Annotated in this window: 18 protein-coding genes and 1 tRNA gene; 5 read left to right on the top strand and 14 right to left on the bottom strand. The window is 72.1% G+C overall.

The genetic code is table 11. The features are described 5' to 3' along the window. Positions 1–30: 30 nt before the first annotated feature. The 4 genes from ACIOSR_RS07965 to ACIOSR_RS07950 form a co-directional block, all read right to left on the bottom strand. Complete coding sequence (locus ACIOSR_RS07965; RefSeq protein WP_402752305.1) at positions 31–1,494, bottom strand: phytoene desaturase family protein; 1,464 nt, start codon at positions 1,492–1,494, stop codon at positions 31–33. Continuing rightward, entirely contained in the window at positions 1,491–2,501 is a 1,011-nt protein-coding gene (locus ACIOSR_RS07960) for an SDR family oxidoreductase (protein WP_043594173.1), read from the bottom strand. Before ACIOSR_RS07960 ends, ACIOSR_RS07965 begins: the two co-directional genes overlap by 4 nt. A 90-nt stretch (positions 2,502–2,591) precedes the next feature. Beyond that, positions 2,592–3,425, bottom strand: coding sequence for a hypothetical protein (locus ACIOSR_RS07955; protein WP_402752304.1), 834 nt, complete (start codon positions 3,423–3,425; stop codon positions 2,592–2,594). A 109-nt stretch (positions 3,426–3,534) separates the two neighbouring features. Beyond that, on the bottom strand, positions 3,535–4,251 hold the full coding sequence (locus ACIOSR_RS07950; RefSeq protein ID WP_123571520.1) for a DedA family protein: 717 nt from the start codon (positions 4,249–4,251) through the stop codon (positions 3,535–3,537). 191 nt (positions 4,252–4,442) lie between these two features. On the opposite strand from ACIOSR_RS07950, the gene ACIOSR_RS07945 reads away from it, so the two are divergent. Both ACIOSR_RS07945 and ACIOSR_RS07940 read left to right on the top strand, forming a co-directional pair. Then, positions 4,443–4,769: a hypothetical protein gene (locus tag ACIOSR_RS07945; protein WP_056048554.1), complete on the top strand. Its 327-nt coding sequence runs from the start codon at positions 4,443–4,445 to the stop codon at positions 4,767–4,769. A gap of 83 nt (positions 4,770–4,852) precedes the next feature. Continuing rightward, positions 4,853–6,553, top strand: a complete 1,701-nt coding sequence (locus ACIOSR_RS07940; protein WP_402752303.1) for a discoidin domain-containing protein — start codon at positions 4,853–4,855, stop codon at positions 6,551–6,553. 64 nt (positions 6,554–6,617) lie between these two features. Here the strand turns inward: ACIOSR_RS07940 and ACIOSR_RS07935 are convergent, their stop codons facing one another. The 10 genes from ACIOSR_RS07935 to mnmA all read right to left on the bottom strand — a co-directional run bounded on the left by ACIOSR_RS07935 (position 6,618) and on the right by mnmA (position 18,226). Next, a complete protein-coding gene (locus tag ACIOSR_RS07935; RefSeq protein ID WP_082460565.1) occupies positions 6,618–7,016 on the bottom strand; it encodes a DUF3054 domain-containing protein in 399 nt (132 codons plus the stop codon). 52 nt (positions 7,017–7,068) lie between these two features. Next, entirely contained in the window at positions 7,069–7,914 is an 846-nt protein-coding gene (locus ACIOSR_RS07930; protein WP_402752302.1) for a spermidine/putrescine ABC transporter substrate-binding protein, read from the bottom strand. 136 nt (positions 7,915–8,050) lie between these two features. Next, a complete protein-coding gene (locus ACIOSR_RS07925) occupies positions 8,051–8,887 on the bottom strand; it encodes a DUF3097 domain-containing protein (protein ID WP_192122713.1) in 837 nt (278 codons plus the stop codon). Continuing rightward, positions 8,880–9,677, bottom strand: coding sequence for a hypothetical protein (locus ACIOSR_RS07920; RefSeq protein WP_402752301.1), 798 nt, complete (start codon positions 9,675–9,677; stop codon positions 8,880–8,882). The genes ACIOSR_RS07925 and ACIOSR_RS07920 overlap by 8 nt, the downstream gene beginning before the upstream one ends. A gap of 37 nt (positions 9,678–9,714) precedes the next feature. Then, positions 9,715–11,214 (bottom strand): Asp-tRNA(Asn)/Glu-tRNA(Gln) amidotransferase subunit GatB, encoded by a 1,500-nt coding sequence (gene gatB / locus ACIOSR_RS07915; protein WP_402752300.1) that lies wholly within the window; start codon positions 11,212–11,214, stop codon positions 9,715–9,717. Beyond that, positions 11,214–12,764 carry an Asp-tRNA(Asn)/Glu-tRNA(Gln) amidotransferase subunit GatA gene (gene gatA / locus ACIOSR_RS07910; protein WP_159827029.1) on the bottom strand — a complete coding sequence of 517 codons (1,551 nt, stop codon included), beginning with the start codon at positions 12,762–12,764 and terminating at the stop codon, positions 11,214–11,216. Before gatA ends, gatB begins: the two co-directional genes overlap by 1 nt. Before the next feature lie 2 nt (positions 12,765–12,766). Further along, on the bottom strand, positions 12,767–13,066 hold the full coding sequence (gatC, locus tag ACIOSR_RS07905) for an Asp-tRNA(Asn)/Glu-tRNA(Gln) amidotransferase subunit GatC (protein ID WP_159827032.1): 300 nt from the start codon (positions 13,064–13,066) through the stop codon (positions 12,767–12,769). A gap of 105 nt (positions 13,067–13,171) precedes the next feature. Then, on the bottom strand, positions 13,172–14,608 hold the full coding sequence (locus tag ACIOSR_RS07900) for an alpha/beta hydrolase (protein WP_402752299.1): 1,437 nt from the start codon (positions 14,606–14,608) through the stop codon (positions 13,172–13,174). A gap of 125 nt (positions 14,609–14,733) precedes the next feature. Then, a complete protein-coding gene (ligA, locus tag ACIOSR_RS07895; protein WP_402752298.1) occupies positions 14,734–17,085 on the bottom strand; it encodes an NAD-dependent DNA ligase LigA in 2,352 nt (783 codons plus the stop codon). Between the two features lie 10 nt (positions 17,086–17,095). Continuing rightward, positions 17,096–18,226 (bottom strand): tRNA 2-thiouridine(34) synthase MnmA, encoded by a 1,131-nt coding sequence (gene mnmA / locus ACIOSR_RS07890; RefSeq protein WP_123571527.1) that lies wholly within the window; start codon positions 18,224–18,226, stop codon positions 17,096–17,098. Between the two features lie 39 nt (positions 18,227–18,265). Here mnmA and ACIOSR_RS07885 point away from each other — a divergent pair, with 39 nt between their 5' ends. From ACIOSR_RS07885 to ACIOSR_RS07875, 3 genes are all read left to right on the top strand, one after another. Then, positions 18,266–19,516 carry an MFS transporter gene (locus ACIOSR_RS07885; protein ID WP_123571528.1) on the top strand — a complete coding sequence of 417 codons (1,251 nt, stop codon included), beginning with the start codon at positions 18,266–18,268 and terminating at the stop codon, positions 19,514–19,516. 55 nt (positions 19,517–19,571) lie between these two features. Further along, positions 19,572–19,653: transfer RNA gene (locus ACIOSR_RS07880), tRNA-Leu, on the top strand. A gap of 227 nt (positions 19,654–19,880) precedes the next feature. Then, on the top strand, positions 19,881–20,588 hold the full coding sequence (locus ACIOSR_RS07875; RefSeq protein WP_056048583.1) for a DedA family protein: 708 nt from the start codon (positions 19,881–19,883) through the stop codon (positions 20,586–20,588). Positions 20,589–20,630: the final 42 nt, after the last annotated feature.

The following is a 20,630-nucleotide window of genomic DNA, read 5'->3' as shown; positions in this document are numbered from 1 at the left end:
GGGCGCCTCCCCCGTCGGGAGTCGATCCGCTCAGGAGTCGACGCCGAGGTACGGCAGCCGGTCGATGCCGAACTCGTGCTTCAGGGCGCTGCGCGCGGCATAGGCACCACCCAGCCCGTGCACCGAGGGGCCCGGCGGGGTCGAGGACGAGCACAGGTAGAGGCCCGGCGTCGGCGTGCGCCACGGTTCGGTCGACAGCGTCGGCCGTGCCGCCAGCTGCCAGACGCTCGGGGCCCCGGCGGCGATGTCGCCGCCGATGTAGTTGGGGTCGTGCGCTTCGAGGTCGACCGCCGTGCGGCTGTTCGTGGCCAGGATCGTGTCACGGAACCCCGGCGCGAAGCGCTCGATGCCGGCGATGACGGTCTCGGTCTGGTCGACCGTGGACCCGCGCGGCACGTGCGTGTACGCCCACAGGGCCTGCTGACCGTCGGGGGCGCGCGTGCCGTCGACCACGCCCGCCTGGGCCACCAGGACGTACGGCGTGCGGGCGTGTCGACCCGAGGCGACGTCGTGCTCGCCCGAGGCGATCTCGGCCCGCGTCCCCCCGAGGTGCAGCGTGGGGCTGCGCCGGGCCTCGTCGTTCGCCCAGGGCACCGGCCCCGACAGCGCGAAGTCGACCTTGGCCGCCGCGTTCCCGTACCGGAAGCGCCGCAGGGCGCGCTCGTACCGGTCGGGCAGACGACTGCCCGCGATGTCGGCCAGGGCACGGGCACTCGTGTCGAAGATCGTGGCCTTCGCCCTCGGCAGCTCGTCGATCGACGTGACGTCCACGCCCGTCGTGATGGTGCCTCCGTGGGCCAGGACGTCGTCGGCCATGGCGTCGACGATCGACTGGCTGCCACCGGTCGGCACCGGCCAGCCCCGGGCGTGCGCGTGGACGGCCAGGACGAGCCCGGCGGCCGAGGTCGACAGGCTCGGCATCGGGCGGATCGCGTGGGCCATCACCCCGGCGAGCATGGCCGGGGCCTCGTCACCCGCGAACCCGGCGTTCCACCAGGGGCCGCTCTGTGACAGGGCGGCCAGACCGAAGCGCGCGAGGGTCACCGGGTCGTCCGGCACCCGGACGAGCTCGCGCATCGTGAACTTCGCCATGCGGGGCTCGGTCTCGACCAGACCCCGGAGGAGGCGCGCCCAGGCGGCCCCGTCGGCACCGAGCCCGTCCGCCGTCCGGTCGAGGTCCCGGTAGGCGATGCCGGCACGTCCGCCGTCGAGCGGGTGGGCGTACGAGATGTCGGGGACCGTCAGCTCGATCCGGCGGTCGAGTTGGAACCGCTGGAAGAACCCCGACGCGAGGGCCATGGGGTGCACGGCCGAACAGATGTCGTGGCGGAAGCCCGGCAGGGTCGCCTCCTGCGTGCGCGCTCCCCCACCGATCGTGTCGGCCCGTTCGACGACCTCGACGCGGAGACCGGCCCGAGCGAGCACCACGGCCGCCGCGAGACCGTTGGGCCCCGCACCGACGACGACCGCGTCCACCTCGGGCGCGGCGCTCATGCCCGACGCCCGCGGGTCACCCGACCCACCACGGCGGCGGTGGCGGCCGCGGACGCCCCCACCACGGCCCCCACGGTCAGGGCGCGGTTGCGGGTGTACCAGACCTGCGGACTCGTGGTGCGCGCGCGGTCGCTGAAGATGCCGCGAGCCCCGTGGTCACCGGCCGTGGGCTCGTAGAGGTTGTCGGGCAGCATGGGCTCGCTCTTGTCGGGAGCCTGCTGGCCGGAGTACCCGCTCTTGGCGAGGTAGACGTCGAGGAAGTTCGCGACGAACCGGTTGCCGAGCACCGTCATGACGGTGGGCTCGCCGAGCCAGGTCCGGCGACGCGGCTTGTCGGCGACGTCGGCGATCGCCCGGGCCCCGACCTCGGGTTCGAAGATGGGCGGCACGGGCTGGGGATGCTCGGGCAGGGTCGAGCGCACCCAGTTGAACTGGATGGTGTTGAGGGCCGGCATGTCGACCGTGCTGATCCGCACCGAGCTCTTGTTGTGGATCAACTCGGTGGTCACCGACTCGGTGAAGCCCTGGACGGCGTGCTTCGCGCCGCAGTACGAAGCCTGGAGCGGGATGCCTCGGTGGGCGAGCGCCGATCCCACCTGGATGACCTGCCCGCGGTCGCGGGGCACCATGCGCGACAGGGCCGCACGAGTGCCGTTGACGAAGCCGAAGTAGTTGACGGCCGTGGCCCGCTCGAAGTCGTCGGGGTCCGTCTCGAGGAACTCGCCGAACACACCGACCATCGCGTCGTTGACCCAGAGGTCGATCGGCCCGAGCTCGGCCTCGACGCGATCGGCGGCCGACTCGACCTGGGCGCGATCGGCCACGTCGGTCGAGATGCCCAGCGCACGGCGACCGGCGGCCTCGACGTCGCGGACGGCCCCGTCGAGGCCGTCCTGTCCCCGAGCGAGGATCGCGACGTCCCATCCGCGCGCGGCGAGCTCTCGGACGGTGGCCCGGCCGAGTCCCGCGGACCCTCCGGTGACGACGGCGGTTCTCGTGCTGGTCATGGTGCTCCCTCGGGCCTCTCGGCGGATCGTGGACGGACCCCCGACGCTAGTCCGCGACCGGAGGTCCGTCCCGGGGGTGATGCCCAGGTGTCAGATGTCGAAGCCTCCGCCGAAGTCCCCTCCCCCGAAGTCGCCTCCCCCGAAGTCCCCGAAGCCCCCGCCGGAGTCGCCGGCCCCGTCGGCACCGAAGTCGCCGCCGCCGTCGCTCGCCGTCTCGGTGCCGGCGTCGGCACCGCCGTCCGCGCCGCCGTCGCCCTCGGAGCCCTGGTCGCCGCCGGCGTCGTCACCCGCGCCGCCGTCCGCCGTCGCCCCGGCGTCGGGCAGGAACGCGCTCATCAGGGTCGACCCGATGACGTAACCGGCCACCGTGCCCAGGATCGACCCGCCGATGATCGAACCCATGCCGGGGCCCTGACGGAGGGGCTGGCCGTTCGGCCCGACCTGCTGCCGTCCGTCCGGGCCGCCGCCGAGGGTGCGCTCGAGGGTCCCGGGTCGTCGCAGCTCGGACCGGGTGGCGGCCTGGGCGAGCGAGCCGGCGTCGTCGCCGCGCGGTGCCTCGCCGGGGCTCGACTCGGCCGTCAGCTGGTCGAAGACGAGACGGCGTTGTTCGGGGCTGAGCTTCGCGAACGCCTCGGCGTGCACCTGCTCGATGGTCTCGGGCGGGGCGGTCTTCAGCAGGTAGCGGTACCGCTCGACGGCGATCTCGTCGTCGCTGCGGGCCGGGCCGGTGCCGGCCGACGAGGCCGGGACCGGCGGCTGCTGGCCGTAGCCCTGCTGGTCGTACCCCTGCTGGCCGTACCCCTGCTGCGGGGCGGCGGGCTGCTCGTAGCTCTGCTGCCCGTACCGGTAGCCCTGCGGAGCGGAGGGCTGCTGCGGCTGGCCCTGCTGCGGCTCGCGGCCGAGGAGGCGGTCGAGGAATCCCATGGTGGTGTCCTGTCGGATCGTGTGCTCGGTGCCGCACGCGGGGCGCGACGTCGGTCTGCCCACCACGGTACGGATCGTCCCGGCCCGCCGCCTGGACGGCGACGGAACGTCAGCCGCGAACGTCCTGATCGACGGCGTCACGCGACGCGTCGTCGACGCCGGCTCGACGGCGGCGCACCGACCGGACGACGAGGAACACCACGACGCCCGCGATGGCGGCGTACACGACGTAGTCCAGGTACTTCGCGTACCGGTCGATGAGCTCGTACTGGGTGCCGAGGGCGGCGCCCAACCCGATCAACAGCCCGTTCCAGAGGCCGCTGCCCACGATCGTGAAGACCGAGAAGACCAGCAGGGGCATGCGCTCGGCACCGGCGGGAAGCGAGATGAGGCTGCGCACGCCCGGGATGAACCGGCCGAAGAACACCGCGGACCGCCCGTGGCGCTCGAACCAGCCGGCCGCCTTCTCGAAGTCGTGGCGGTCGACCAGCGGCAGCTTGGCCAGCCACCGGATGCTGCGGTCGAGGCCGAGACCGGCCCCGAGCCCGTAGAGGACCAGGGCGCCCAGGTAGGCGCCGAGGGTGCTCAGCGCGATCAACAGCACGATGTTCATCGACCCGGCGCCGGCCAGGAACCCGGCCAGCGGCAGGATGACCTCGCTGGGGATCGGCGGGAACACGGTCTCGACGAAGGTCAGCAATGCGACGCCCCACTCGCCGAGGGCGTCGATGACGCGGGCGGCGAACCCGACGAGGCCGTCGAGGTCGGCGACGACGTCCTGGCTCGAGGACGAGGAGGCGCGGAGGACGAGGGCTGTCGAGGTCATGGGTCCCAGGTGGTCGGTCGGGCGCTCGGGGGCGCAACGGATCGGCAGCCCCGAGTATGGCGGGGCAGCCTGCGCGTCCGCCCACAACGCCCGGGTGGGCTGCGCCTGACGGGGAACACCGCATCGCTTGCTACATTGACCTGTGTCGGCTTGGTTTCCGACGCCGGACACACTCACGAAACAGGACCCCAATGGGATCGCTCATCTACGGAACCTCGGGCATCGAGGTCGAGTTCGAGGACCGCGTGCTCGAACACCTCCAGATCGTCATCGCCACCAAGCTGCGTCGCCGCGAGTCGTTCTTCTTCTCGTGGCGCGACACGCAGAAGGTCGGTGACGGTCGCAGCAGCATCTGGCTGGACGCCGGCATCCCGCTCTACTTCAAGTACTCCGGCGGCCGGGTGCCGTCGATCAACCGTGACTGGCTCACCGAGCTGACGGCCTCGTCGAACAGCTCGTCCGGCCTCGTCCTCACCGACGAGCCCAGTCTCGACAACAGCGCCAAGCGACGCGGCTGACCCGCGCCTCCCCCCTTTCGAGGCGTTGACCCGGTTCGGGTCCGTTCCGTACCGTGGGCCCGACGGCGACGGAGGGGGCGGTCATGCACGGTGTCAGGCGCGCGAGCGCGGGCCGTCTGGCGATCGCCACGATGATGACGGTCGCCCTGGTCGCGGCCCTCGTGACGGCCCAGGCCCCCGTCGCGGCGCGGGCCTCGGACGCCGTCCTCTCGCAGGGACGCAGTGCGGGGGCCTCGTCGGTCGCTTCGCGGTCCACCCCGGCAGCGGCCGCGGTGGACGGCGACGGGCGGACGGGCTGGAGGAGCGCGCGGGCGGGCTCGCAGTGGTTGCAGGTCAGCATCGGGCCGCAGGTCGACGTGTCGCAGGTCTCGCTGGAGTGGGGTGACGCCCCGGCGACGGCCTACGAGGTCCAGATCTCGTCGAACGGCAAGATCTGGCGCACGCTGGCGTCGACGACCCGGGGTGACGGCGGCACGGATACGTACGACGTGGCGGGGACGGGGAGGCACGTCCGGGTGCTCGCGACGGTCTCGGCCACGGGCACGGGGTACTCGCTGTCCGAGCTGACGGTGCGTGGGTCCCGGACCGGGTCGTCGTCCGCCACCCCGGGCGTCCGGCTCGCCGGTGGTGCCGGCTCGTGGCACCTCGAGGTCGACGGGCGGCCCTTCACGGTCGAGGGGGTCACCTACGGCGCCCCGGTCGCCGAGGCGGCCACCCACTTCCCCGACATCGCCTCGATGGGCGCCAACACGGTCCGCACCTGGGGCACCGACACGGGCTCGGGGCGCCTCTTCGACGCCGCGTCGGCGTCCGGTCTCCACGTCGTCGCCGGCCTGTGGCTCGACCACGGCGTCGACTACGTCGGCGACACCGCGTACAAGACGGCCACCCTGGCGAGCATTCGCTCGACCGTGGCCGCCTACCGGGATCGGCCGAGCCTCCTGGCCTGGGACGTGGGCAACGAGGTGATGCTGGGGCAGGGCGAGAGCCAACGTGTCGCCTACGCCCGCTTCGTCGACGAGGTCGCCCGGACGATCCACTCGATCGACCCGGGCCACCCCGTCACCTCGACCGACGCCTGGATCGGCGCCCTCTCGTACTACGAGGAGCACGCTCCGTCGCTCGACTTCTACTCGGTCAACTCGTACGGCGGTGTCGGGTACCTCGAGGACGGGTGGATCTCCGGCGGCTACACCAAGCCCTACCTGGTGACCGAGACCGGTCCGGCCGGATCGTGGGAGGTCCCCGACGACGCGAACGGCATCCCGCTCGAACCCGGCGACGAGGCCAAGGCCCGGGCCTACACCGCCGCGTGGCAGGCCGTCCAGTCCCATCCCGGCGTCGCCCTCGGGGCCACCGTGTTCAACTACGGCCTCGAGAACGACGAGCCCGGCGTCTGGTTGAACCTCCGGACCGACGGCCTCCGTCGGCTGTCGTACTTCGCCGTGCAACGCGCCTACGGCGGGGAGGCGCCCGCCAACACGTCGCCCGTCGTGCGCTCAATGACGCTGTCCCCGGCGTCGGGAGTGCGCCCGGGCACACCGGTCACGCTGACGACCTCGGTGACCGACCCCGACGGCGACCCCGTGACCTACCGGGTCTTCGCCACGAGCCGGTACGTCGACGGGGACGAGTCCCTCCGGCCGATGCCGGCGACCACCACGGGGCCGGGGACCATGACGGTGCAGGCCCCGTCCCGCCCCGGGGTGTGGAAGATCTACGTCTACGCGCTCGACGGCCGGGGCAACGTGGGCATCGAGGCCCGCTCGGTCCGCGTCGTCTGAGGTCCCCGCGTCGTCTGGCGTGCCCGCGTCGTCGAACGTCGCTGCGTCGTCTGAGGTCCCCGCGTCAGCGGCGGACGAGTGCGGCGACCGCTCGCCACCCCACGACGAACACGCCGAGCACGACGACGGTCACGACGACGAAGCTGACCTGCACACCCTGACCGCTCACCACACGGAGCAACACGCCGATCACGGCGGTGGAGACCCAGACGACCGCTCCCGAGCGGACGGCCGACAGCGGCCAGCGGACGCCGGTCACGCTCGCCCAGCCGACGACCGAGCCGACCACGAACGGCCACAGCGTGCCGAGCAGGCCGGGCAGGTCGAGACCTTCGGCGTGGCTGCGACGGCCGATGACGACGAAGGCCAGGACCGCGACGAGGTCGACGACGATCGGCCACCAGGCCGGGCCGACCTCCCGCCGCCGGGTCGTCGGGGACGAGGTCGGGCTGGGGCGGGTCATCTCGGTGTCCTCTCGTGACGTCGGCACGCGCCGCGGACCGGGTCGCTCGGGTTCAGCGCGACCGCGGCTGCTCGAGTGCGCGCGACAACTCTGCCAGCAGTTCGTCGACCTGGGGGGCCACGAGGCGGTCGAGGGCCTCGGCGATGCGCGGACGGTGCTGCACCAGGGCCAGGCACAGGCTCGTGCCGACGGACTCGGCGTGGTCGCCCGCCAGGGTGATCTCGTGTCGCAGTGCGGCCTTGGCCTCGTCCGAGTACTCGGGCTCGGGCTCGGGTCGCGAGGCCGGACCCGGTCGGTGTTCCGATCCTGCGGCCGGACGAGGCTCGTCGAGCAGGGGCGCGTCGGTCGGCGTCGCCGAGTCGGGCGGCAGCAGCCAGCCGTCGAGGTCGTCGGGGTCGAACGACGCGGCAGCGACGTCGGGCTCGGTCGTGGAGGTGGCTCCGGTGGACCCGCCTACGACGGTCGGGTCGGGCGGGACGATGCCGGCGTCGGCCGGCATCCCCGCGAGCCCGGCGAGCGTGAAGAGGAACGGCTGGCCCGGTTCGGGTTCGGGGTCGAGATCGAGACCCTGGAACTCGGGGTCGAGACCCTGCTCGGGTCGGTAGCCCCGCGCCTCCTGGGCCTCGGCGAGTCGCAGCTCGCGCGTGACGAGCGGCAGGTTGCGGGCCGTGTACTCGTCGACGTCGTCGTCGACGATCTGCCGCATCCGGTTCAACAGCGCGTGCTGCACGGCGTGCGGCACGTCGTGGTCGAATCCGGCGGCGGTGGCGACGGGCGAGCCGAGGCACACCCGACACGGTCGCGTGCGACCGCGGGCGGTGCCGATGTGCCACCGGGGCAGCCAGCGCAGCCAGGCGTCGACGGCAGAGCTCACGCGTCCCTCGATCTGCTCGGCCATGCCTCGAATCTAGGGCGAAAAGCGGCCGGGACGCCGACACGCCCGGGCGATTCCCGGGGATCGAGGTGTCCGAGCAGCCCGCGGAGCGGACGGCGGTGCACGACTCGGGCCGCGTCACCCGCGTCGACGCCGGGACTCAGCCCGACGTGACGAAGTCGATGAGTTCCTCGACCCGGCCGAGCACCGACGGCTCGAGGTCGGCATAGCTCCGCACGCGCGACAGGATGTGCTGCCAGGCCCGCGCGATGTCCGCCTGGTCCTCGTGCGGCCAGCCCATGGCCTCGCACACGCCGTGCTTCCACTCGACGGATCGGGGCACGACCGGCCAGGCCTCGACACCGAGCCGCCCGGGCTTGACGGCCTGCCAGACGTCGACGAACGGGTGCCCGACCACCAACACGTGGCGGCCGAGCGGACTGCGGGCGATGCCCTCGGCGACACGGCTCTCTTTCGATCCCGGCACCAGGTGGTCGACGAGCACGCCGACGCGTCGCTCGGGCCCCGGCCGGAAGTCGCGGAGCACGTCGGCCAGGTGGTCGACGCCCTCGAGGTACTCGACGACGACGCCCTCGACCCGCAGGTCGGAGCCCCAGACCTTCTCGACCAGCTCGGCGTCGTGCCGCCCCTCGACGAAGATGCGACTCTGACGGGCGACCCGGGCCTTGGCCCCCTCGACGGCGAACGAGCCGGACGCCGTGCGCGCCCGACCCTGAGGCGCCGCCCGCGGCACCCGCAGCGCGACGGGGGCGCCGTCGATCGAGAACGAGCCCGACATCGGGAAGGCCCGCACCCGGCCCTTCCAGTCCTCGAGCTCGACGGTGCCGGCCTCGACGCGGACGATCGCGCCCGTGAAGCCCGACCGGACTTCTTCCACCACGAGGTCGCGGACCGCGTCGGTCGGCGTCGGCGCCGGCTTCGTCGAGCGCTTCCAGTCTCCGGCGAGCACGTCGGCACCGTACCGGTCGTCATCCACGGGGGCCTCCGGAGCGTGGTCGGGGTTGGTAGGGGCGGGGTGGGCCCTTTCGCGGGCCGTCGGCGGGTGCGGTCTCGGGACGCCCGGACGTGCGGCCCGGCCGGGGGGACGGAGCAGGAGGCGCGGTGCCGCTCCGTGGAGTCGCCTCGGTCGGGCGCTGGCTCACCTTCGGCGGACGCGCCGCCGACGCGTCGGGCTTCGGGAGCGCGACGCGGGTGGAGGACGGTGACGACGCGACCCGCGCCTCGCGGTCGGATGCGGCCGTGCGGACCGCGACGCCCGCCGGGGTCGGCGTGAAGCCGACCGTGAACACCCAGGTCAGACCACCCAGGACGAAGAGCACGAACGCGGCCGACACGGCCGCGGGCAGCCACCAGGCCGCGAGGGGCCCGCCCTGCGAGACGAGGGCCAGGACGAACAGCGCCGCGACGAACCACAGGGAGGCGCTGGTCGCCACCGCGAGGTAGCGCTGGTACCGGCGCCTCATCTCGGCCCGGTTGGCCGGGTTCTTCCAGAACGCGGCGTGCGGGACGAGCACGTGGCGGGCGGGCGTGACCGCGAGGAACAGAGCCGACACCGACCAGGTCACGACGATGCCGACCACGAGCACGGCGCCGAGGAGGACGAGGTCGTCACGGCTCGCCGCGAACGCCGACCCACCCGTCTCGCTGAGGTGGACCATCACGACCCGGCCGGGCAGGACGCGCGAGGCCACCGCGAGCGTCACGAGCACGCCGACGAGGGCGATGGCCACGGGCACGGCGGGGCGCAGACGCGCGACGAGGTTCATCGTGCGCCGCTCCCTGCCGCGGCCGTGGTCACGTCGATCAGGCCTGCGCCCGCTCGAGCACCAGCTCGCGGACGCGCGCGGCGTCCGCCTGCCCCTTCATGGCCTTCATGACGGCGCCGATGACGGCACCGGCGGCCTGGATCTTGCCGTCGCGGATCTTCGCCAGCACGTCGGGCTGACCGGCCAGGGCCTCGTCGATGGCGGCGATGAGCGCGCCGTCGTCCGAGACGACCTTCAGCCCGCGGGCCTCGACGACCTCGGACGGGCTGCCCTCGCCGGCGACGACGCCCTCGAGCACCTGACGGGCCAGTCGGTCGGTCAGCTCGCCGCTCTCGACGAGCGCGATGAGTTCGCTGACGTGCAGGGGCGACACGAGGCTCGAGGCCTCGACGCCCTGCGCGTTGGCGAGGCGGGCGATCTCGCCGGTCCACCACTTGCGTGCGGCCTGGGGTGAGGCACCCGCGGCGACGGTCTCGACGAGCTCGGTGAGCAGGCCGGAGTTCACGACGTCCTGGAACTCGAGGTCGGCGAACCCCCACTCGGACTTGAGCCGGCGACGCTGGGCGACCGGCGCCTCGGGAAGGGCCAGACGCAGTTCTTCGACGAGCTCGCGAGGAGGGACGACGGGCAGCAGGTCGGGCTCGGGGAAGTACCGGTAGTCGTCGGCGTCGCTCTTGGGGCGGCCCGCCGAGGTGCGACCGGTGTCTTCGTGCCAGTGGCGCGTCTCTTGCGTGATGGTGCCGCCCGCGGCGAGGATCGCGGCCTGACGCTGGATCTCGTAGCGGACCGCGCGCTCGACCGAACGGAACGAGTTGACGTTCTTGGTCTCGGTGCGGGTGCCGAGCTTCTCCTGCCCGTGCGGACGCAGGGAGACGTTCGCGTCGCAGCGCAGGTTGCCGCGCTCCATGCGGGCCTCGCTGACGCCGAGAGCCCGCACGATGTCACGGATGGTCGACACGTAGGCCGCGCCCAGCTCGGGACCCTTGGCGCCCGCGCCGATGATCGGCTTGGTGACGATCTCGACGAGCGGGATCCCGGCGCGGTTGTAGTCGACGAGGGAGTACTCGGCGCCCTGGATGCGACCGGTCGACCCGCCGACGTGCGTCAGCTTGCCGGCGTCCTCTTCCATGTGGGCGCGCTCGATCGGGATCGCGAAGACGGTCCCGTCCGGCAGCTCGACCTCGACCTCGCCCTCGAACGCGATGGGTTCGTCGAACTGGCTGACCTGGTAGTTCTTGGGGTTGTCGGGGTAGAAGTAGTTTTTGCGGGCGAAGCGCGAGCTCTCGGCGATCGAGCAGCCCAGGGCCAAGCCGAGGCTGATCGAGTAGCGCACGGCCTGCTCGTTGACCACCGGCAGCGACCCGGGCAGGCCCAGGTCGACCGGGGTGACGTTGGTGTTGGGCTCGCCACCGAAGAAGTTCGGGGCGTCCGAGAACATCTTGGTCTTGGTCGCCAGCTCGACGTGGACCTCGAAGCCGAGGACGACCTCGAACTGCTCGAGGGCCTTCTCGTAGTCCATCAGGTCTGCCTTGGCCATCAGATGACTCCCTCGGTGGCGGCGGTCTGCTCGGTCGCGCTCAGGTCGGGCGCGCGCGAGATGAGCGTGTGGCCCCAGCCCTGCTCGAGCAGCTGCTCGAGGGCGGCACCGTAGGTGTAGAGGCGGGCGTCGCCGCGCGCGGGGGCCATGAACTGCAATCCCGTCGGCAGCCCGTCCTCGGCGGCCAGGCCCATCGGCACCGTGATGCCGGGGATGCCGGCCAGGTTGGCCGGGATCGTCGTGATGTCGTTGAGGTACATGGCCAGCGGATCGTCGATCTTCTCGCCGAGCCGGAACGCCGTGGTGGGCGCCGACGGCGAGACGAGGACGTCGACCTGGTCGAACGCCGCCGCGAAGTCGCGCTGCACGAGGGTGCGTACCTTCTGCGCGCTGCCGTAGTAGGCGTCGTAGTAGCCCGCGCTCAGCGCGTAGGTGCCGAGGATGATGCGGCGCTTCACCTCGGGGCCGAAGCCGGCCTCGCGGGTGGCGGCCATGACGTCCTCGACGGTGCCGCCTCCCTCGGGGACGACCCGCAGGCCGAAGCGCACCGAGTCGAACTTGGCGAGGTTGCTCGACGCCTCGGCCGGCAGGATCAGGTAGTAGGCGCTGATCGCGTGCTCGAAGCTCGGGGCCGAGATCTCGACGATCTCGGCACCGGCCGCGCTCATGAGGTCGAGGGCCTCGGCGAAGCGGGCCTTGACGCCGGCCTGGAAGCCCTCGCCGTTCAGCTCGCGGACGACTCCGATGCGGACGCCCTGCAGGGCCCCGCCGGCGAGACCGGTGCGGGCCGCCTCGGTGAACGAGGGCCAGGCGTCGCGCAGCGAGGTGGAGTCGCGGGGGTCGTGCCCGGTGATGACGTCGTGCAGCATGGCACTGTCGAGCACCGTGCGACTGACCGGGCCGACCTGGTCGAGCGAGCTGGCCAGGGCGATCGCGCCGTAGCGGCTGACCGACCCGTAGGTCGGCTTGACCCCGACGGTGCCGGTGACGGCACCGGGCTGGCGGATGGACCCGCCGGTGTCGCTGCCCAGGGCGAGGGGCGCCTCGAAGGCGGCGACGGCCGCCGCGGAGCCGCCACCCGAGCCACCGGGGATGCGGTCGAGCGACCAGGGGTTGTGCGTGGGTCCGTAGGCCGAGAACTCGGTCGACGAGCCCATCGCGAACTCGTCCATGTTGGTCTTGCCGAGGGGGACGAGGTCGGCCGCGCGCAGCTTGGCGACGACGGTGGCGTCGTACGGCGGCACCCAACCCTCGAGGATCTTGCTGCCGGAGGTCGACGGCATGTCGATCGTGCAGAGGACGTCCTTGATGGCGATCGGGACGCCGGCGAGCGGGCCGAGGGCCTCGCCCGCGGCACGGCGGCGGTCGACGTCGGCCGCCGTGTCGAGTGCGGCCGTGCTGACGTGCAGGAAGGCGTGGACGTCCCCGTCGACCGCCTCGATGCGGTCGAGGTGGGCGCGCGTGACGTCGACCGACGACACGTCGCCGGCGGCGAGGCGGGTCGACAGCTCGGCGGCGGACAAGTGGACGAGCGAGGTGGTGTCGGTCATGGCTACTGCTCTTCTCCCAGGATCGCGCTCACCCGGAAGCGCGAGCCGTCGTGGTCGGGGGCGCCGGACAGGGCCTGCTCGGCCGTGAGCGTCTGGCCCACGACGTCGGGCCGGAACACGTTCTCGAGCGGGATCGGGTGGCTGGTCGCCGGGACGTCGTCGGTCGCGACCTCTCGGACCTTGGCGACGCTGTCGACGATGTGGCCGAGCTCGGCGGTCATCGTGTCGATCTCGGCCTCGGTGAGGGCGATGCGGGCGAGACCGGCGAGGTGCTGCACCTGCTCGCGCGTGATTTCGGACATGCTTCTCTCTCACGTGGTCGTGCGGGGGTACCGCGGCGGCGGTACCGCACGATTCTACGGGGCGGCACCGACGCGCGGGGTCGTGGTGGGTGCGGCGTCGGACCCTCAGTCGCGGAAGTAGACGTCCTGCGGCCGCACGAGCGTGAGGGCGGGCGCCTCCGGACCGCCCTCGCCCGGTTGGCCGGTGCGACCGTCGACGAGTGCGCCGTGCCCGAGCCCGATGAGGGCCAGGCTGCGCATCGACTCGGTGCCGGCCCGGAAGTAGTCGTTGTGGCCGAGGGCGGAGGCCAGGGCGTGTCCCGTCACCGCGTCGGCTCCACCGCTCAGGTGCAGCACGACGGCGCCGAAGGCGCCCGTCGCCGGGTCGGCCCCGAAGAAGCCGCTCCCGGCGACGGGATCGAAGCTGCCGGCGGCGGCGTACACGTCGTGACGGCGGACCGCGAGCTCCCCGGCGTCGGGGACGACGCTGCCGGGCGATCCGAGCAGCACCAGCGAGTCGACCGACACGCGTCCGGACGACAGGGCGATCGTCGCCGTCGTCGAGCCGTACGAGTGCGCCATGACCGACACCCGCGGCTCGTCGTCCGCCCGGGCCGCGTCGAGCCCGTCGAGCGCGTCCACGAGGTGGGAGGCACCCTGCCGAGCGAGGCCGAGGTCGTAGAAGTTGGTCAGGTCGGGCGTCTGGTAGCCCATCCAGGCCACGACGGCCACGGTCGGCACGGGGCCGGGGCCGCCGCGGCCCAGCAACGACGCCCAGGTGGCCTGCTCGTCGTGGAGGGCGCCGGCGGTGTTGGTCCAGTCCACGAGCTGGTCCGACACCGTGAACAGCATGCCGGGGACGAGCACGCTGACGTCGTCGGCGGTGTCGAGGTCGCCGACGGTGACGGCCGCGCGTCCGGGCAGGACCGTGTCGAGCGCCACGAGGTGTCGGTCGGCCGCCCCGGCGAAGGGGACGTCGTTCGTCGCTCCGTCGAGCGTCGCCCGCACCTGCTGGAGCATGGCCAGGCGACGGGCGTCACCCGGCTCCTCGTCGTCCGAACCGATCCGCTGCGAGACGGCGCCCGTCGCGTACCGCAGGAGCTGCCGGTTGGCGGTGTCGCGCACCGCGTACGGGATTCCCTCGAGGTTGCCGACGACGCCCGGCACGCTGCGCGCGAGGACCGCCTGCCGACCGTCGTCCAGCCCGGACCACCAGGCGGCCGTGACCTCGGGTGCGACCTGCTCACCGAGCGCCGCCGTCAGCACCGTCGCGTCGTCACCGTCGGCGTCGAGGGTGTCGGCGAATCGCTCGACCCCGGCCGAGGAGGCGCGGGCCAGCTGGTCGAGGCAGGCCTCGGCCGAGAAGGCGGTCGCCTCGACCTCCCGGCAGCCGTCGAGCTCGGGCACGGCACGACCGTCCCGTACCGGTGCGACCCCCGGGACGTTGCCCGGCGACTCCCCGACGAGTGGCCCGGTGGCCGGGCGGTCGAGCGTCACGTCGGTCGCCGACGGCACGGTCGGAGCGTCGGCCACCCCGGCGAGGTGCACCGAGGCAGAAAGCATTGCTGCAGCGAGGAACAGCACGTCGGGTCTTCCCCCTAGTCACGTGCCTGTACCCCGGCTCCCTACTGCTGGAGAACGACCCGTCCTCACATCCTAGGAAACGAAAGTGCCCCTGACCAGGGAAATCATGATTCAGGCGCCTCCTCGTCCCCCACCTGGGGGACAACGAGAGCCGCCGGGCCCTCCTTAAGGAGGACAGCGAATTGCTCCGCGTCGATGATCCGTACCCCGAGTTGCTCGGCCTTCGTCAACTTCGATCCGGCGCCGGGTCCGGCCGCGACGAAGTCCGTCTTCTTGCTGACGCTGCTCGCCGCCTTGCCGCCGGCCTCGACGATGGCCTCGAGTGCGCCCTCGCGCGTGAACCCCTCGAGGCTCCCGGTCGCCACGACCGTCACGCCCGAGAGCACGCCACCCGCCGCCTCGGCCGCACCCGGTCCGGGATGACCGGGTGTGGCGAACTGCACTCCCGCCGCCGTCCACCGATCGATGATCTCGACGTGCCAGTCGACGTCGAACCAGGCGAGCAGCGCATCGGCGATGATGCCGCCCACGCCGTCGACGGCCGCGAGCTCGTCCCGCGAGGCGGCTCGGATGGCGTCGAGCGAGCCGAAGTGGTTGGCCAGCGCCCGGGCCGCGACCGGCCCGACGTGTCGGATGCTCAGACCGACCAGGAACCGCCACAGCGGGCTGGTCTTCGCCTTCTCGAGGTTCGCGAGCATCTCGATCGCCGTCTTGGACGGCACCGAGGTCTCGTCACCCGAGAACTCGGTCGCCGAGGCGTCGAAGGCGCCGTCGCGCTTGGCGCGCTTCCGGCGGAACGGGGTGACGAGTTTCGGCTGCCCGTCGGCCTCGAGCTTCTGCATGCCGGTCTCGGTGTCGCGGACGACGACCCGTACGGGGAAGATGTCGGCCATCGTCAGGCTGAAGAGGCCGGCCTCGGTGCGCAGGGGCGGCGTGGCCGGCTCGACGGGCTGCGTCAGCGCGGCCGCCGCGACCTCGCCGAGCCCTTCGACGTCGAGCGAGCCGCGGGACGCGATGTGCTCGACGCGTCCGCGGACCTGGGCAGGGCAGCTCTCGGCGTTGGGACAGCGCAGGTCGATGTCGCCCTCTTTGGCGGGCTTGAGCGGGGTGCCGCACTCGGGGCAGTCGACGGGCATGACGAACTCGCGTTCGGTGCCGTCGCGCAGCTCGATGACCGGGCCGAGCACCTCGGGGATGACGTCGCCCGCCTTGCGCAGCACGACGGTGTCGCCGATCAGCACGCCCTTCGCCTTGACGACCTGCTGGTTGTGCAGGGTCGCCTGGCGCACCTCGCTGCCAGCGACCTCGACCTTCTCCATGACGGCGAAGGGCGTGGCCCGACCCGTGCGTCCGACGCTCACGACGATGTCGAGCAGCGTCGTGTTGACCTCTTCGGGCGGGTACTTGAACGCCGTCGCCCACCGGGGAGCCCGGCTCGTGGCCCCGAGCTCTTCGTGCAGGGCGAGGTCGTCGACCTTGACCACGATGCCGTCGATCTGGTGCTCGACCGACGAGCGCCGCACCCCGTAGTCGTGGATGAAGGCCTCGACCTCGTCGACGGTGTCGAAGACGCGGTAGTGGGTCGAGATGGGCAGGCCCCACCCACCCAGCAGGTCGTAGACCTCGGATTGCGACCGGACCTCGGTCGCCCGCTCGAGTTCGCGGACCGGCCACGCGCCGATGCCGTGCACGAGCATCCGCAGGCGGCGCAGGCGTGCGTGCATCAACTCGCGCTTCTCGGGGCTCTTGCCCTCTTCTTTCTGACGCAGCGAGCCGGCGGCGGCGTTGCGGGGGTTCGCGAAGACGCGTTCTCCCGCCTCGCGCTGCTGGGCGTTCAGTTCGTCGAACTCGCTGACCGGGAAGAAGATCTCGCCTCGCACCTCGACCAGCGGCGGGTGGCCGGTGCCCTCGAGCCGTTCGGGGATCGTGCCCATGGCGAGCACGTTGCCGGTCACGTCCTCGCCGACGACGCCGTCGCCGCGGGTGGCGGCGGTGACGAGCACGCCGTCCTCGTACCGCAGGTTGATCGCCAGGCCGTCGATCTTCAGTTCGGTGAGGAACCGAACGCGTTCGGCCCCGGCGTCGCGCTGGACCTTGCCCGCCCACTCGGCGAGCTCGTCGTCGCTGAACACGTTGTCGAGGCTGAGCATGCGCTCGGCGTGCTCGACCGGGGCGAACTGCGTGGTCTCGGCCCGGCCACCGACCGTCTGCGTGGGGCTGTCGGGCTTCTGCAGCTCGGGGTGAGCCCGCTCGAGGGAGTCGAGGCGTCGCACGAGGCCGTCGTAGTCGGCGTCGGAGACGGTCGAGCCGTTGCCCTCGTAGTACTGGTCACGCAGCTCGAGGATGCGGGTCGTCAGACGTTCGGCCTCGTCTCGCGCCTGGGACAGGTCGTCGGGGACGCCGTCGGTCTCGACCGCGGGCCCGGAGGCGGAGGCGTCGTCGCCGGTCTCGCTCATCGTGGTCGCCTCAGACGGTGACGACTGCGGGCACGGGCACGGCGCTGACCGTGCGGTCGATCGTGCACTGACCGAGGACGCGGGTGCCGACGTAGACGACGGCGGTCTGCCCGGGGGCGACGCCGTTGAGGGGTTCGCGAGGTGTGATCACGAGTTCTTTCTTACCCTCGACCTCCGACACCCGCGCGACCGCGGGTACGGGGTCGGCGTGGGCACGGATCTGCACGTCGCAGTCGAACGCGACCGTCGGGTCGACCGGGGCGAGCCCGGCCCAGGTGTACGAGCCGCCGGCGATCTCGGCGATGTCGAGGGCCTCCTTCGGTCCGACGACGACCGTGTTGTCGACCGGCCGCACCTCGAGCACGAAGCGCGGCTTCCCGTCGTCGGACGGGAAGCCGATGTTGAGGCCCTTCCGCTGGCCGACCGTGAAGGCGTGCGCCCCTTCGTGCGACCCGACCACGGCACCGCTGCGATCGAGGATCTCACCCGTCTCGGCACCGACCCGCTCGGCGAGCCACCCGCGGGTGTCGCCGTCGGGGATGAAGCAGATGTCGTGGCTGTCGGGCTTGGACGCCACGCTGAAGCCGCGCTCGGCGGCCTCGGCCCGCACCTCGGCCTTGGAGGGCGTCGCCCCGAGCGGGAACATCGAGTGCGCGAGCTGCTCGGCGGTGAGCACGCCCAGCACGTACGACTGGTCCTTCGCCCAGGCGGAGGCGCGGTGCAGCTCTCGGTTGCCCCGGTCGTCGGTGACGATGGTCGCGTAGTGACCCGTGCAGACCGCGTCGAAGCCTAGCGCGAGCGCCTTCTCGAGCAGGGCGGCGAACTTGATGCGCTCGTTGCAGCGCATGCAGGGGTTGGGTGTTCGGCCCGCGGTGTACTCGGCGACGAAGTCGTCGACGACGTCGAGCTTGAAGCGCTCGGAGAAGTCCCACACGTAATACGGGATGCCGATCTTGTTGGCGGCGCGCTGGGCGTCCATCGAGTCCTCGATGGTGCAGCAGCCACGGCTGCCCGTTCGGAGCGTCCCCGGCATCCGGCTGAGCGCCAGGTGCACGCCCACCACGTCGTGGCCCGCCTCGACCGCCCTCGCCGCGGCCACCGCCGAGTCGACTCCACCACTCATCGCTGCCAAGACCTTCATCCGACAAGTGTACGCAGCGGGCCTAGGGTGGCGAACGACATGTCTTCCTCCTCCCCCGCCTTCAGCATGCGGTCGGTGGCCCTCGCGGCGTTCCTGCCCGCGGCGCTCTTCGCCATCGGCGAGGGGGCCATCATCCCGATCATCCCCGTCGTCGCGAGCGAGCTCGGTGCCTCGCTCCCCTTCGCCGGCTTCGTCGCCGCGCTCATCCTCGTCGGCGAGCTGATCGGAGACATCCCGAGCGGATGGCTCGTCAGCCGCATCGGCGAGCGCACCGCGATGATCGGTGCCTCGCTCGTGAGCATCGGCGGTCTCGTCACCTGTCTGCTGGCGCCGAACGAGATCGTCCTCGCCGTCGGCGTGCTGGTGATCGGCCTCGCGACCGCGGTCTTCGCCCTCGCACGGCACGCCTTCATGACCAGCTTCGTGCCCGTCGAGATCCGCGCCAGGGCGCTGTCGAGCCTCGGCGGAGTCTTCCGACTCGGCTACTTCGTCGGACCGTTCCTCTCGGCCGGGGTCATCGAGCTGACCGGGTCCGTGCAATCGGCGTTCGTCGTCCACATCGTCGGCTGCCTCGGCGCGGCGATCGCGCTGCTCGTCCTGCGCGACCCGTCGGCTGCCTTCGGCGTCCGGCCGGGCAGCGGCACGGAGGACGGCGCCGACCTCGTCGCCCGGGAGGCACACGGCCTCTTCGCGACCCTCTGGCGTCATCGAGGCGTGCTGCTGAAGCTCGGCAGCGGGGCGGCCCTGATCGGCGCCATGCGTTCCGGTCGCCAGGTCATGCTGCCCCTCTGGGCCGTCAGCATCGGCCTCGGGGCGTCCGAGACCGCGATCATCATCGGCATCGCCGGCGCCGTGGACTTCGCACTCTTCTACACGAGCGGACAGATCATGGACCGCTTCGGGCGCCTCTGGAGCGCCGTCCCCTGCATGGTGGGCCTCGGACTGTCGTACCTCGCCCTGTCGGTCACGCACGACCTCGACGCCAGGGTCGGATGGTTCGTCGCCGTCGCGATCCTGATGTCCCTCGCCAACGGGGTCGGCAGCGGCATCCTCATGACGCTCGGTGCCGACCTGGCCGACAAAGGCGACCCCGCCCCCTTCCTCGGCGCCTGGCGCTTCACCGGCGACGCGGGCAGTGCTGCGGCGCCCCTGCTCATCTCCGGGGTGACCGCGGTCGTGTCGATCTCGCTCGCCAGCGGGGTGATGGGCGTCCTCGGCCTCGTGGGTGCGGCGATCCTCGTGCGCTACGTGCCCCGCTACTCACCGCACGTGCCCCGCTCGCAGCGCTAGCGCCTCCTCGTCCCCGTTCCCGCCGAGGGTCGCCGTCGGTACACTCGGTGCTGCCGCGGGAGTGGTGGAATTGGCAGACACGCAGGATTTAGGTTCCTGTGCTTTCGAGCGTGAGGGTTCAAGTCCCTTCTCCCGCACACAGAGCGCCTTAACGACGTGCCCCCTCCCGCCAGGGTTCACGTCCCTTCTCCCGCACACAGAGCGCCGTAACGACGTGCCCCCTCCCGCCAGGGTTCACGTCCCTCCACCCGCACACAGAGCGCCGTCACGACGTGCCCCCTCCCGCGAGGGTTCACGTCCCTCCACCCGCACGGGTACCCTGAGCGAGACCGGCAGGCCGGCCACCACGACCGGAGAACACCCGATGCTGCCCCTCGTCTCCATCCCTTGGTTGAACCCCGAGTACCTGCTCACGTCCTTCGGACCGTGGGCCGTGCTCGGCGTCTGCCTGCTCGTCTTCGCCGAGACGGGCCTGCTGATCGGCTTCCTGTTCCCGGGTGACACGCTGTTGATCATCACGGGCATCCTCGCCGCGACGAACCCCGGCGCCCTCGGCCTGCCGATCTGGCTGATCGCGATCTTCATCAGCATCGCCGCGTTCGCCGGCGGCGAGCTCGGCTACCTCATCGGCCACAAGGTCGGCCCCCGCATCTTCGAGCGGAAGGAGAGCGGGCTGTTCAGCGTCGCGAACGTCAACCGCACGAACGCCTTCTTCGAGCGGTTCGGCCCGATGGCCGTCATCATCGCCCGGTTCGTCCCGGTGATCCGCACCTTCGCGCCGATCATGGCCGGAGTCGGCCACATGAGCTACCGGCGGTACTCGCTGTTCAACGCCGTCGGCGCCGTCGTCTGGGGCATGGGCATCACGTTGGCGGGCTTCGGCATCGGACACATCCCGCCCGTCGCGGACTTCGTCAGCTCGTACATCGACCTCATCCTGCTCGGGGCCGTGCTGGCGACGGTGATCCCCATCGCGATCCACTACTTCCACGGGGTGCACCAGGCCAAGAAGGCCGAGGCCTCGGGCGAGGTCGAGACGCCGCAGGTGTCGTCCGCGCCGCACGACGCCTGACCACCGCGGGCACCCAGGCGCCCGTCGGCCGATGGCCGAGGG

The organism is Frigoribacterium sp. NPDC087798, from assembly GCF_044742985.1.
Lineage (GTDB): Bacteria > Actinomycetota > Actinomycetes > Actinomycetales > Microbacteriaceae > Frigoribacterium.
This window is presented reverse-complemented; position numbering and strand designations above follow the sequence as displayed.